Genomic DNA, 14,047 nt, shown 5'->3' on the forward strand with positions numbered 1-14,047 from the left:
AGGCCTTTTTGAAATGTTCCGCTTACAAGGAGTTTTAAAGGTTTGCTTTATCGCCATGCTGATATTTTTATCAGGCTGCGATAACGGGAATCGTCAAAGTAAACTTAATCAGGCATCAATTACCTCGATTAGTTTGGCAATTGATTTGTGGCCAGGTTATTACCCAGTTATTCTTGCTGATGAGTTGGGTATGTTAAAAAAGCGCAATATTAGTTTAGAGTTATCAATCCCGCGTAATACCGACCGCATGTTAGCTAAATTTGCGGCGGCAGAGTATGACGCGATTGCGGTAGCACTGGGTGATGTAATGAACCTTTCACAGCAGTACCCTGATGCACGCATTGTTATGGTGGCAGACGAGTCGAGTGGCGGTGACGCGATTTTAGCGCGAAGTGACCAACAAGTGATTAAAGGCACTAAAATTGGCACCAACTTAGGTGGTTTTGGTGAGTTATTAGTACGCCGCTTTTTGGATGCAAACGACATCGCAATTGATGATGTGACGCTAATGAATATCGAAGTGTCGCATGCTGCGAAGTTACTTAACAATAATAGCATCGACTATGCACATACTTGGCAACCCTACGTAGATGAAATGGTTGCAGGTGGTGCGCACGTTGTGTACTCAAGTGCCCAAACACCGGGCTTAATTCCAGATGTTATAGCGATGCAAAGCGCGTTTATTGAAAATAATCATGAGGCAGCGCGTGGGTTTGTTGATGCGTGGTTTGAGGCGCAAGCTTGGTGGCTTGAAAATCCAAGTAAAGGTAATGAAATCATTGCGCGAGTCATCAAACAAACACCGCAAAGTATTAAGTTAAATGGCGTTAAACTGTTAAATCGAGCGGATAATTTTGCAGCATTTACGTCGCAAAATAGCGCAGGCTTAAACAGTGTTATTGGTGTGTACAATCAATTTTATGTTGGGCAAGGGATCATTGCTAAACCAATTCGCAGCGAGCGTTTACTAGATGCCCGGTTAATTCAATGAAACTAAAGTTTGTATTGAGTGCCATTTTGTTGGCCTCATTAGTGCTTCCTACATCGTTTATTTCATATATTGCGTATACGCAAAAAGTCGCAACTAACGAACAAAACCAAGCCACGGTGCGACGTCTTACGCTTAACCGCAGTAAAGAACGCGTTGAATCATATTTAAATACAATTTTAGAGTATGTACGTGCCGACAGTAATATTCCCCAGTTTGCCAACTTTCTTACCGCTTATGGTACTGAACAAGAAGCACAACTCGCTGAAATAAATGCTATTTTGCGAAATGTGATCGTAAAAGACACATTGAATGTTACCTCGGTGGCGCTTATTAATACAGCGGGTAAAAACATTCAAGACATTCGAATTGGCCAACAGAGCCGAGATGAATCGTCATTCGCTTACTTTAAACGTCAATCTATGTCGCCAGCACCAGTAATGCATTATTCAGGTGCAAACAATAAGGACCCTGAAAGTATTTATTTTTCATCGCCGATCCGCAGCAGTGATGGGAAGGTAGTAGGGTATTTGCGCTTAATGTTAGAAACATCGGCGATTCAACAACTCGTAAATAGCATTGCAAAACACCTAACCTATTCTCAGTGGCTAACGATTAGCGCAAACGAAACGCCAATCGCAGATTCACGCCAGCGACAAAAGCGCTTGGAAGAGCGTGATAATGTTTATAAAAGTTACGCAAAAATCAAACCGTTTGAGTGGCAAATTGCCTTGATACAAACGGCGCAAGAACACAATCGTAACCTTGCTAATTACCGTCAATTTTTATTGTTACAGATTGCCATTTTGTTGATTGTTTCGATATTCGTCAGTTTGGTTGTTGCGCGTCTTATGTCTCGTCCAGTAGAGCGTGTTAAAAAATTAGCAATTGAAATTGCACATCAAGACCTCGATAAACGCATTCGCGGTGGAAAAATCGATGAATTTAATGAGCTTGCCGCGGCAATTAATTCAATGGCAGATAATTTAGTGGAAGGTTATCGCAATTTAGAGCGAGAACATCACGAGTTAGAACAAATCCAACAGCAAGTGACTGAACTTAATGAAAAACTCGAAAAAAGAGTGTTAGAGCGTACGCAGCAATTAAGCGCCCAAAACCAAGCGTTAGAAAGTGCGATGCAACAAATTGTACAAAGCGAAAAGTTGGCGTCACTTGGCAGTTTAGTGTCGGGTGTGTCACATGAGTTAAACACACCAATTGGCGTGGCGCTTACAGCAGGAAGCTTTGCACTTGAGGTTCATAATAAAATTGCAAATGAACTTAAGCAAAAATCGCTATCAGTTGACTCCCTGTCGAAGCATCTTCAGCAATTAGAAGAAGCGATTGGGCTAGTCACCAATAATTGTCACAAGGCAAGTGAATTGGTTGTAAACTTTAAACAGATTAGCGGCGACCATACCAGCAATAAACGCCGTGTGTTTAATTTAGCGCAAACACTCGAGGTAGTGGTTAACACCTTAAATACAAAATTGCTGTCAAGCAATACGGTCAGTTTTCACGGGCTAGAAAATGTCGAAATAGACAGCTTTCCAGGTGCTTTTGAGCAAGTCTTTATTAACTTAATCAACAACTCGCTGGTTCACGGGTTTGATGACAGTGTACAAGGCAAAATTAACATTTCAATACAGCAAAGCGACGCAAATTTTATTGTGATTAATTACACCGATGACGGTAAAGGTATTGATATTGCGCATCGCGATAAAATATTCGACCCATTTTTCACGACGCGTCTTGGCGAGGGAAGCAGTGGTTTAGGCTTGTATATTGTGTTTAATCTTGTAACCGGTGTGCTTGGTGGAGAAATTAAATTGTGTCAATCGCAGGGGAAAAGTGGCGTATCGTTTGATATTAAGCTACCCACTGTTGCACCTATTACAAAAATCGAATGAGTTTGAATAGATTGTAAATTTTAGTGGTTTGAACTGTTATAACTTGGTCAATCTTACCTTGACTTTACCCCATAATGCTCCAAAATAATCGTTATACTTATAATAATGACAAAGGGATGAGCCTTTAACTTTTATGTTGCTCTATACTGACGACACTGAGTTAGACGCTGGCATATATTTACGAGAAGAGCGAACTAAGTTTCGCGAACTTCGAAATCTACTAAATATAGCCCAATCAAGCTTACGTAAACTATTAGAAACGCCTACTTCTTCACAAGATCTCGATTTACAACGTGAAAATTTTGAGGATTGGAATAACCTGCAACAAGCATGTGCCCAAACACTTAAACAAGAGTCACGCGATATTGAAGTGTTTGTGTGGTGGTTAGCGGCGTTGGCATTTAATAACAGTAACCTTTCAGCATTTAATGAGGGGTTAGACGACTTTTTATATGCATTAAATGCATTAAATGAGTCCATACATCCTAAGTTACCAGAGAAGAAGGTTGCCAAGCTTGACGAAGATCAAGTCGCGGCAAAACACTGTGAGAATCAGACTCGTGCACTTGAGCAATTAACCGGTGATAGCCCAAGCTCTGGCTTACTTAATGTTCCACTTATGCGTTTCCCATTAATCGATGATTATACTTACAGCGATTACTTATCGGATCAAAAATCAGGTTCACTTGAACAAGTTAAAGGGACCTTTATCACTAAGTTGCAGGCGAATAAAAAGCTGTTAACAGAACAGTTCAGCCGCATTATTGAGCTCGATAAGAAAATCGGTGATATCGACTTATTTATTAATGGTTATCGCAATAAATTTGGCCATTCTTTGTTGGGTTTTCGTTTTATTCGCGACAACTTAAAACAGATCAAATTAATGTATCTGTACTTTTTCCCAGATGTTGATAAACAAGACGAACAACCAAGTGAAGCGGTTCAACCTCAAACCGTGAATACTGAAAATAGTGCGGTTGAGTCAACAACACCAGCAACTACGCAAGTGGTACAGGCTACACCAAGTGTGGCAAGTACACCTGTTGCTGCTACTCAAGCGTATACACGCGAAAATGCACTTGAAGATCTTAATCGCATTGCGGTCTTTTTCAAAAAAACAGAACCCCATAGTCCTATTCCGTACCTTATTGCTCGCGCGATTCGCTGGGGCAATATGTCGTTTTCAGAATTGCTTGGCGAGTTGATCAAAAAAGAATCCCCAGAACTTGCTGAAATCCGCAAGCTAACAGGGGTAGATAACGATTTAGGCGAATTGCTCAATGACGATATAGCTATTACAGCACCAATTGCTGAAGTAGAAGAAGTTGAGCAAGCATCTGAAATAGCAGTAAGTCAGCCAGTTGTTCAAGCTGAACCAAATCAAACAAAGGAACCTGAAACTGACACAACGTCGAGTTCAGGCCCTTTATGGTAAAAATTAGTAAAGATTGCATCTACATTTAGTAGGGCAAAATAATAAATATTTAAGGAGAATGTAAGATGGCATCAATCTTCATGAGAATCGATGGTAACGATAGCATCAAGGGCGCTGCAACTGTAGCTGATTTAAATAGCAAAAAAGGTTGGTTTGCAGTAGATAGCCTTTCTTGGGGTGCTATGCGTGGTGTGTCGGTTGATATCGGCAACGCAAATAACCAAGATAACGGCATGGTAGCGCTAGGCGAAATTAGTATTTCTAAAGGATACGATGGTGCGACACCATACCTTTTAACTTATTTATTCCAACCAGGTGCAGATGGTAAAACTGTTGAGCTTGTAATGACTAAACCATCTCGCGATGGTAAAGGCATTGTTCCTTACTTTGTTATCTCACTAGAAGAAGCACGTATGGCTAACTTTAGTATTTCAGGTAGCGATGGCAGCCAGCCAAGTGAATCATTCTCGCTAACATATACTAAAATTGAGCAAATCTTCTTCGTAGAAGATGAAGGCGGTAAGTTAGAAAAAGCAGCTTCTGTTAAGTACGACGCAACTGGTAACCAGTTAACTTCTGCGGCAGACTTAAAATAAGGTAATTAAAAATGGCACTTAATTCGCAACATAAGCGTGTTAGTAAAAACCGTGTAAGTATCACTTACGATGTGGAAACTAATGGCGCAACAGAGAAGAAAGAACTTCCTTTTGTTTCAGCCGTATTAGGTAACTTTTCAGGTGACAAAGAAGATCCGAAAGAAGTAGAAGATCGTGAATTTATTCAAGTTGATCAAGATAACTTTGACGAAGTTCTTGGCCGCATCAAGCCTGAGTTATCGCTGAAAGTTGATAACGTAATTGAAAATGATGATAGCCAGTTTGAAGTAAATCTTGAGTTCGAATCAATGAAAGACTTTGAGCCGGATGCGTTAGTTCAGCGCATCGAACCGCTTAAGAAATTACTTGAAACGCGCAATCAACTAAATGAATTATTGAGTAAAGCAGACCGTTCGCGCGATTTTGAAAAGCTGTTAAAAGACATTCTGCAAAGCGCTGATTCGCTTAGCTCATTATCAGAAGAACTTGGTGTGAAGGGAGAAGAATAATGTCTGAAGAGTTACAACAAGGATCAGCTGCCGAAGGTGAAAGCCTGTCATTTTTAGACAGAGCAATTAGCGCAACAAGCCAAACAGCACCAGACAGAACCAAAGAGCTATTAACGTCGCTTACGCAAGAAGCGATGTCAGGCACAGTTACATGGGATAAAAACCTTACCGATACAATTGCAAATGCGGTAGCGGCGATTGACAAAAAAATGTCAGAGCAACTGTCACAGATTATGCAAAAAGATAACTTTCAACAGTTAGAAGGTTCTTGGTTAGGTTTACAGAAACTGATCCGCAACAGCGCATTAGGCACATCACAAAAAGTAAAACTACTTAACATCTCAAAAGATGAGTTGTTAGAGCAGTTTGAAGATGCACCAGCAGTTGACCGTAGCCCACTATTTAACTCACTTTATCAACACGAATATGGTACAGCGGGTGGTGAACCTTATGGTTTACTATTAGGTGACTATGAATTTTCTCAATCTGATGAAGATGTTGCTTTACTGCGCTATATGGGTGAAGTGGCAGCGGCAAGTCATGCGCCATTTATTGCTGCAGCATCGCCAGAAATGTTCGAACTAAGCAGCTTCTCAACGTTTAGTGAAGGCAAGCCAATTGCACCTGCTTTTGATTCGCCAAGTTATGCGTCATGGAATTCATTCCGTGAAAGTGATGATGCACGTTATGTTGCGTTAACACTGCCTCGTACTATGGCTCGTTTACCGTACGGCTTTAAAGGTAAAAAGATTAAGTCATTTAACTTTGAAGAGCTTGCAAACGATAACGCAGGTAATCCAAAACCAGCAAGCAACGATGAGATTGTTTGGTCAAATGCTGCATACGATATGGCGTTGAACATGAATAACGCATTCGAAGCGTTTGGTTGGTGTACTGCTATTCGTGGTATGGATAATGGCGGTAAAGTAGAAGCGTTACCTAACTTAACTTACTTGACTGACTCAGGTGATATCACCCAGCAATGTCCGACAGAAGTAAACCTTACGGATGAGCGCGAGAAAGAGCTAAGTGATTTAGGTTTCTTACCACTTGTTCATTATAAAAACTCTGACTATGCCGTGTTCTTAGGTGGTCAAACGACTCAGAAGCCAAAAGAATACACAGACCCAGATGCAACGGCAAACGCAGCTATTTCAGCACGTTTACCGTACATTATGGCAAGTAGCCGCATTGCACATTATTTAAAAGTAATGGGCCGTGACAACATTGGTTCAAATATGGAAGCAAGCGACATTCAAAAGCAAATGAGTGAATGGATTGCGATGTATACCAACTCTGGAGCAATGGGTAACGAAGAACGTGCGAAAACGCCACTAGCGGAAGCGCAAATCTCAGTTATCGAACAGCCGGGTCGCCCAGGTTCATACTCGGCGGTAGCGCATTTAAGACCGTGGTTACAGATGGAAGAGTTAACAACGTCTGTACGTATGGTTGCAAGCCTACCGGGCTAATGCCACATCAGGGCAACTTATTTAGGTTAGTTGCCGCTATGCGAGGTGCTGTTTTAGCACCTCGCTTTTGATTTAAAAATAATAAAAACAAGGAATACTGTGTGAATCTGAGCGATCAGACAGCTTCATTAGAACAATCAAAAGCGTTAGCGTACAATTTGATTGCTGAAATTGACCAACTTATCAGTGCTCAATTATCTAAAGTGATGTCTGACAAAAAGTTCCAAGCTTTAGAAGCTCGATGGCTTAATTTACAGGAGCTAACCAGTTTACCTGTTAACTATAAAGCGATAAAAGTTCGCATTCTTAATATTTCTTGGCGAGAAATATCGCAAGATTTAAATATTTCTACTTCGGTATCGCACTCACGTCTGTTTAATTTAATCGCGAATAAAGAGTTTAATACCTTAGGTGGTGAGCCATATGGCTTAGTGGTTATCGATCACAATTTAACATTAGACTTTGATTACGATAACGAGTTTGATGATTTATATACCTTAGAGTTGCTTGCTGCGTTAGGTGAAAAGAGTTTATGTCCAATTCTACTCGATGCTGACGATGGTTTTTTAGGCGCTCAAGGTGAACAGTATTTGGCTGATGTAGAAAAAGTAAAACGTGTACTGACGGATCACGACTTTGATACGTGGCATCGCTTAAGAGAAAGCCCAAATAGCCATTTTCTCGGCTTGGTATTTAATAAAGTAGCGATTCGGGAAAGTTACGAATATTACCCCGCTGGTTTTGTCTTTAATGAAGACGAAACCGAAGCGTTTAAATGGGGCAATGCTGCGACCACGTTTTTAAAAAACGTAATTATTGAGTTTAATCGTGTGCGCTGGTTTGGTTTTTTAAAGTCGCGCAAGCTAGACTCGCTAGGTGGCAGTGCAATTAAAAACTATGGTTTAAAAGCTAATTTAGAACCACGCTTTAAAATTCATTTGTCGGCTTCTAGTGCTGCGTTTTTATCCCAATTAGGGTTAATTCCGATTTTTTACAACCCTCTAAATAATCGCTATTTTTTCCAATCGAACAGTTCGGTTAAATTAGAGCAAGACGGTGAAAATCGCTTTTTGATTCAAACAACATTAATGATCAGCAGAATTGCCCATTATATTAAACTGCAATTAAGACAAATGATTGGCGCAGCTATGGAACCCCATGACTGTGAGAACCGCATCAGCCATTGGTTAGAGCAGTATTGCTCTAACTCGATCGTTAATGATGAGGTGACCTTAGCTGGTATGCCGTTACGATCGGCGAAAGTAACGGTGGATGAAGAACCTGGCAGCCTTAAGCGTTACAGTTGCCAAATTGATTTAATGCCACAGTACCAATACGACCGCGTTGCAAGTTTAGTTAGTTTATCGACGGCGGTTGAATAAATGTCATTTTTTAGCGCGTTTTATTTGGAACAGGATGAAATTGGCACTAACTCAATGGATGAAATTGTGTTGTCTATTCATCACAACATTGGCTTGATTTTAAAAACCGAAGCAGCGAGTTTACACCAAGGCGATGGCAGTTTGAGTGATGACTCAAACTTGTGTTTCGGTATAGAAGATATGGCATTGTTTAGTCGCCTAAATTCAGGTGAGCAAATTGCACTAAGAATAAAAAATAAAATTATGCAGTTTGAACCACGCCTGCAAGATATAAAAGTGAGCTATGTTGATGACTCGCAAAAAGCCAAGTTAACTAATACGCTCAAATTTGAAGTATCTGCAATGCTACTAATAAATGGTAAAAAAGAATTGCTCCAGTTTGATACAGATATAAATCTGACAAAAATGACTGTCATGATAGAGAACGACACAAATTATGATTAATCGCATGTTAAAACACTTTGAAGATGAACTTGCGAGCATTAGAAGTGGCTTGGAGGGGTTTCGTAAGCGTTTTAGACGTGAAGCTGAACACATTAACCTCAACGACAAAGGGCAAGAAGATCCGAACGTTACACGTTTAGTTGATAGCTTTGCCTGGGTATCGGCAAAAAATGCAATTCAAATCGATTCGCTGCGCACTCGCCATATTGAAGAATTTGCGCAAATTGTTTCACCTAATCTGTTTAAACCTTTGCCAACAGTCGTGAAAGCACACTTTAATCCAAATCCAGATGATTTTAACAAGCCTGTATTTCTCGATAAAAAGATTGAAGTTGAGTTGGAAGTCATTAATAAAGGGGATGACAACACTCAGGTTACCTTATGTAATTCATTACCCATCACTTTTAGCCCAATTAAAATTGATTTCTTTAAATTAGAGCAAACGCCTTTTGAGCATGCGATTCCAAGTAACCTAGACACCAAGCACGCGCTTTTTTGTCTTCGTGTTGCGCTCGATCCAATTAGTCTTGAAGTTGATATGCGCCAAGTGTTGGCGCAGCCGTTGCAACTTCATTTTAGTAATGAGTCGATAGGTCGTAATGTTGCTGATGTTATTAATCAGGCTTTAATAGACGTTGCAATCACGGTTGATGAACAAGCGCAGTCGGTATCGATTGGCCGAGATAACTTTAAGCCGCTGGTGATTGATGATGATTTTATTGTATCGCCAATTGCTAGCAATGAAGTGCCCGTTTACTTTAAGCTCAAAGAGTATTTTTCTATTCCTGATAAGCGCCACTTTTTTATTTTGCGCAACCCTCATCATATTGCGGTTGAAGCAGGTCAACGCGTGTATCTCGATTTCTATTTAAACGAGCTAGGCGCAGCCCTATTAGATGAGAAAAAACTAGAAGTAAAAATAAACAAAACCCTGTTTAGTAACTTGTTTCATCAAACATCTGAGCCAATCCGTGTTAATTATCAAGAGCTTTCGTACCCTGTGATTGCGGATGCAAGTCAGTCGAATATTCAAGTGTACTCAATTGATCGGGTACTGCGCGTTGATACTGAAGGTGCGGTAGAAATTCCACCGATTCTGGGCAAACAAGCGATCGACTTTAATCAGCAATTGTATTGGTCACAAACAACAAAACTTGGCCGCGGTCGAAATATTAAAGCCTTATCAGGGCAGGAAGTTCAGCATCTAATATTTCCAATTAATCACTCTAGCAGTGAGTTACCTAATGGTTTTAATGCCTACGCAGAGGTAACCTGCTTTGATGCACATTTAGCAAACAAAGTGCATGTTGGTAACCAAATTGTTGTCAATACAGAAGAGGCGCTTGCAGGTGAGTTTAACGTTGGCGGTGTAGCAATACAGCCAACGCAAGCAACTACCGATGAACAGAATTATTGGAATATGCTCAAGTTATTGTCGTTTAATATGTCGCAGTTATTAACGGCGGATAATGCCAAAGAAAGCCTCAAAGGGTTTTTGCGCTTATTCATTAACTCAAATGCCACGCACCATGAGCTAAACGTCATCTACAACGTTGCCGCTAAAAAGATTAATGCCCCGTTTTTACTGGAAGGGCGAATGGTGTTTGTACCAGGTATGAAAATTGAATTGACCTTGGATAACTCTGAGCTCAATGCGGACTATTCCTTATTTATTGCATTGCTTAATGACTTCTTCTTAGCACAGACTGCATTTGACCGTTGTTGCCAGTTATCGGTATCGTACACTAGCTTCAATTGGCCGGTTAAAACGTTTGATGCGCAGCTAGGGGTTCGCGTATGCAGCTAAAGCAAAAGGCACTTTATAAAGTAAAGTCGGTGCTTCATTTCAATCGCTTAGCGCGAGTACTCGGTGTTAAAAAAATTAGCTATAAACAAGATTTGTTTTCTAATCAATATCACGATAAGTACATTAAGTTCACCCAATTACCCGACCAACACTTGGTTGTGCGTTCGCATCAAGCAACCTTGTTCGGCATTAATGGCGGCTTACCTCATTTTATTTTAGATTGGTTAAAAGAAGCATACTTAAAATCTAATCGCGCTTATTTACGCTTTATTGCTATTTTTGATGATGCGATGGTGCGTCAGTCAGTGAAGCTTGATTCATATAACTCAATTGTTTACCGCGCCGAAAAGTGCGGTGATAAACAACAGCAAAATGCGTTGAAACAGAGTTATTTTGAAGCGCTTACCGCCCATTACGAAGAATTAAATATGTTGCCGGCAACTTTGGTTGTGCGTGGTGAGAGTCATTCACTGAACAATTTAAAGTTGCTTTTGGCGTATTATTTTCCGTTTCAATTTACCATTGCGCTTAATCAGCTAGAAAAAAAGCCCATCCCGCAAACGGCGCGCAGTCGTTTAGGGGGGTGTCAGCTAGGTCATGGCGCTATTGTAGGAGAAACGTTTGTGCAATTGGGTCGAACGCTAAATGTGGTAGTGAAAATAGACGACTCTGCATTTTTTAGTCAAATTGAACAGCAAAATAGCGCTGCAATGGACGTTTTACAATCAATCAAATCAATTTGTAAGTATTATGTTAATCACGAAGTTGTAGTTAATGTTGAGGCTGAATATACTGGTCCAGATAAATCGTGTTTAGCACTTACCAAGAATAAACAGCATGCGCTGGTGTTAGGTATTAACTCAAACTTAGCCACACTGCATGGAACAAATAAACGAACCGTAAGGGCTCTGTCGAGCTAAAAGGATTTTTATGTCACAAATATCAATTTCAAAGCTCATTTCCTTTTTGGACAATAACCTAAAAAATGCGTTGGAATATGCAGCAGCAGATGCGATGAAGTCGCAAGTTGGTGCAATTGAAGTAGAGCATTGGTTGGTTTCTTTGTTGCAAGGGCGTGACGCTAAGTTACTGCAATTCCTTGAATCACAAAAAGTTGATTTACCTGCTTTTCAAGCTGAACTAGAAAAGGCGCTAGCACGTTTAGATAAAACACATTCGGGGCAACCTACAATTAGTCCTGATGTTATCGAATTAATTAAATCAGCGTGGTTAATTGCCTCGGTCGAATTTTCGCATAATGCAGTAGTGGGGTTGCATCTGTTACTTGCAATGCTACAAACCGATCCGCTTTCATTGAACCGCCATCACTTTGAGGCGCTTAATAATGTTTCGATTGAAAGCTTAAAAGAATATATAAAGTCACTTGTAATTGGCGCGGCGAAAAGCGCCACAAGCCAAGGTGCGACGCCTGCAGCACCAATTGCCAATGGGGCACTTGAAAAATATACGGTCAACCTAACCCAAGCGGCTAAAAATGGTGAATTAGATGTGGTTTCGGGGCGTGCTGACGAGGTGCGATTAGCAATCGATATTCTATGTCGAAAACGCCAAAATAACCCAATTTTTGTCGGTGAACCTGGAGTAGGTAAAACCGCTGTTGTAGAAGGGCTCGCGCAAAAAATTGCGAATGATGAAGTTCCTCCCGTTTTATCTGGCGTACAAATTCATTCATTAGATTTAGGTCTATTACAAGCGGGTGCCAGCGTTAAAGGCGAATTTGAAAATCGTTTAAAAGATGTCATTAACGAAGTTAAAAATGCCGATGTACCGATTGTGGTATTTATTGATGAAGCACATACTTTAATTGGTGCTGGTGGTGCAGAAGGGCAAAATGATGCGGCGAACCTACTAAAACCAGCTCTTGCACGAGGCGAGTTTAGAACGCTTGCAGCGACCACATGGGAAGAATATAAAAAGTACTTTGAAAAAGACCCTGCGCTTACACGTCGTTTCCAAGTTGTAAAAGTTGATGAGCCAAATGAAGACGATGCATTACAAATGCTGCGAGGCGTCGCTGAATCTCTCAAAAAGCACCACAAAGTGTTTATTACCGAGGCAGCATTGGAAGCCGCGGTGAACTTATCAATACGTTATTTGCCAAGTCGTAAGCTGCCTGATAAAGCGATTAGTATTTTAGACACGTCATGTGCGCGTATCGCATTAACGCAAAGTGCCAAGCCAGCAAAATTAGAGAAGGTTGAGCAGTCAATTCGCTACCTTGAAAATGAACTTGTATCGCTTAGTAAAGAAAACGAGATGCTCGGTAACCAAGCTGTCAGCATCGCTGAAAAGCAAGCAAAAAAAGCACAACTTGAGTCTGAACTTGAAGCGATTAACCAGCAGTGGCAAAAAGAAAAAGAATTAGTCGATCAACTTAGTGCAATTCAAAGCGGTGAACAGCAAGGCGACTTCTTAGCATCGTTAGACAAGTTAAAAGCACTGCAAGGTGAAGCGCCAATGGTTCATGCTATTGTGGATGAACAAACCATTGCCGAGGTAATTGGTGCGTGGACAGGGATTCCTATTGGGAATTTACTAAAAGATGAAGTAGCGAAATTATTGACACTTGAAGCGTCGTTGCATCAACGAATTATTGGTCAAAAACATGCAATGCATGAGTTGGCGAAAAGCATTCGTGTGTCGCGCGCAGGTTTAACAGATAAACGCAAACCGGTTGGTGTGTTTTTAATGTGTGGACCAAGTGGTGTAGGTAAGTCTGAAACGGCGCTTACGTTAGCCGACCAACTGTTTGGTGGCGAACAAGATATGACGGTTATTAACATGACCGAATTTAAAGAAGCGCACAAGGTATCTATGTTGCTCGGCTCTCCGGCTGGCTATGTTGGTTATGGTAAAGGCGGAGTGCTAACAGAGGCAATTCGTCGTAATCCATATTGTGTGCTACTACTTGATGAAATGGAAAAAGCCCACCCAAGTGTGCATGATATTTTCTACCAAATCTTTGACAAAGGCTGCATTCAAGATAGTGAAGGACGTAATATCGACTTCCGTAATACGCTGATTATTATGACTTCAAATGCGGCTGATAGCGCGATAGTGGACTATTGTGATGCACAGGACACGCGTCCCGATTTAATCGAGCTGGTTGATAACGTGCGTCCGGCACTGCAAGAGTACTTTAAGCCAGCGTTTCTTGGTCGCTGTAATATTATTCCATATTACCCACTCAACACTGATGAATTAGCACAAATAGCGGGCATTGCGTTAAAACGAATTTCACAAAAGCTGTCAGAAACCTATGGTGCATCATTGGATTATGATCAGTCGTTTATCGATTATGTAGTGCTCAAAGGTAATGAGCCAACTATCGGTGGGCGCGCGATTGAGCAAATCGTTAACCGTAATTTAATGCCGCTATTAGCAGAAAAATGCATCGAACGAATTAGTAATGGTGATGCAGTAACCTGCGTAACGATTACGGGCGTTGCCGATGCGACCGATTTTGAACTGAAGGTTGAATAA

The 14,047-nt window shown here is 40.8% G+C and carries 11 protein-coding genes; all 11 read left to right on the plus strand.

The window, feature by feature from the left end; genetic code table 11:
* The first annotated feature begins 13 nt into the window (after nt 1-13).
* The gene (locus tag PSPO_RS04515) at nt 14-991 is read left to right on the plus strand and encodes an ABC transporter substrate-binding protein (RefSeq protein ID WP_010560616.1); all 978 of its coding nucleotides are present in this window, start codon (nt 14-16) and stop codon (nt 989-991) included.
* A complete protein-coding gene (locus PSPO_RS04520) occupies nt 988-2,898 on the plus strand; it encodes a sensor histidine kinase (protein WP_010560615.1) in 1,911 nt (636 codons plus the stop codon). The genes PSPO_RS04515 and PSPO_RS04520 overlap by 4 nt, the downstream gene beginning before the upstream one ends.
* Before the next feature lie 133 nt (nt 2,899-3,031).
* Nucleotides 3,032-4,333, plus strand: a complete 1,302-nt coding sequence (locus tag PSPO_RS04525) for a type VI secretion system protein TssA (protein WP_010560614.1) — start codon at nt 3,032-3,034, stop codon at nt 4,331-4,333.
* Between the two features lie 65 nt (nt 4,334-4,398).
* Nucleotides 4,399-4,929, plus strand: coding sequence for an Hcp family type VI secretion system effector (locus PSPO_RS04530; RefSeq protein WP_010560613.1), 531 nt, complete (start codon nt 4,399-4,401; stop codon nt 4,927-4,929).
* Nucleotides 4,930-4,940: 11 nt separating this feature from the next.
* On the plus strand, nt 4,941-5,438 hold the full coding sequence (tssB, locus tag PSPO_RS04535) for a type VI secretion system contractile sheath small subunit (protein WP_010560612.1): 498 nt from the start codon (nt 4,941-4,943) through the stop codon (nt 5,436-5,438).
* On the plus strand, nt 5,438-6,910 hold the full coding sequence (tssC, locus tag PSPO_RS04540) for a type VI secretion system contractile sheath large subunit (RefSeq protein ID WP_010560611.1): 1,473 nt from the start codon (nt 5,438-5,440) through the stop codon (nt 6,908-6,910). Before tssB ends, tssC begins: the two co-directional genes overlap by 1 nt.
* Before the next feature lie 101 nt (nt 6,911-7,011).
* A complete protein-coding gene (locus PSPO_RS04545; RefSeq protein WP_010560610.1) occupies nt 7,012-8,292 on the plus strand; it encodes a type VI secretion system contractile sheath domain-containing protein in 1,281 nt (426 codons plus the stop codon).
* Nucleotides 8,293-8,736: a type VI secretion system baseplate subunit TssE gene (gene tssE / locus PSPO_RS04550; RefSeq protein ID WP_010560609.1), complete on the plus strand. Its 444-nt coding sequence runs from the start codon at nt 8,293-8,295 to the stop codon at nt 8,734-8,736.
* 4 nt (nt 8,737-8,740) lie between these two features.
* Complete coding sequence (locus PSPO_RS04555) at nt 8,741-10,543, plus strand: type VI secretion system baseplate subunit TssF (RefSeq protein ID WP_233430457.1); 1,803 nt, start codon at nt 8,741-8,743, stop codon at nt 10,541-10,543.
* Entirely contained in the window at nt 10,534-11,463 is a 930-nt protein-coding gene (locus PSPO_RS04560; RefSeq protein ID WP_010560607.1) for a type VI secretion system baseplate subunit TssG, read from the plus strand. Before PSPO_RS04555 ends, PSPO_RS04560 begins: the two co-directional genes overlap by 10 nt.
* Before the next feature lie 10 nt (nt 11,464-11,473).
* Nucleotides 11,474-14,047, plus strand: coding sequence for a type VI secretion system ATPase TssH (tssH, locus tag PSPO_RS04565; RefSeq protein ID WP_010560606.1), 2,574 nt, complete (start codon nt 11,474-11,476; stop codon nt 14,045-14,047).

The organism is Pseudoalteromonas spongiae UST010723-006, from assembly GCF_000238255.3.
Lineage (GTDB): Bacteria > Pseudomonadota > Gammaproteobacteria > Enterobacterales > Alteromonadaceae > Pseudoalteromonas > Pseudoalteromonas spongiae.

What these genes read in the sequence shown, in the direction of transcription:
- PSPO_RS04515 (WP_010560616.1), top strand. Translation starts at nt 14, where the DNA reads ATGTTCCGCTTACAAGGAGTTTTAAAGGTTTGCTTTATCGCCATGCTG.
- PSPO_RS04520 (WP_010560615.1), top strand. Translation starts at nt 988, where the DNA reads ATGAAACTAAAGTTTGTATTGAGTGCCATTTTGTTGGCCTCATTAGTG.
- PSPO_RS04525 (WP_010560614.1), top strand. Translation starts at nt 3,032, where the DNA reads ATGTTGCTCTATACTGACGACACTGAGTTAGACGCTGGCATATATTTA.
- PSPO_RS04530 (WP_010560613.1), top strand. Translation starts at nt 4,399, where the DNA reads ATGGCATCAATCTTCATGAGAATCGATGGTAACGATAGCATCAAGGGC.
- tssB (WP_010560612.1), top strand. Translation starts at nt 4,941, where the DNA reads ATGGCACTTAATTCGCAACATAAGCGTGTTAGTAAAAACCGTGTAAGT.
- tssC (WP_010560611.1), top strand. Translation starts at nt 5,438, where the DNA reads ATGTCTGAAGAGTTACAACAAGGATCAGCTGCCGAAGGTGAAAGCCTG.
- tssE (WP_010560609.1), top strand. Translation starts at nt 8,293, where the DNA reads ATGTCATTTTTTAGCGCGTTTTATTTGGAACAGGATGAAATTGGCACT.
- PSPO_RS04555 (WP_233430457.1), top strand. Translation starts at nt 8,741, where the DNA reads ATGTTAAAACACTTTGAAGATGAACTTGCGAGCATTAGAAGTGGCTTG.
- PSPO_RS04560 (WP_010560607.1), top strand. Translation starts at nt 10,534, where the DNA reads ATGCAGCTAAAGCAAAAGGCACTTTATAAAGTAAAGTCGGTGCTTCAT.
- tssH (WP_010560606.1), top strand. Translation starts at nt 11,474, where the DNA reads ATGTCACAAATATCAATTTCAAAGCTCATTTCCTTTTTGGACAATAAC.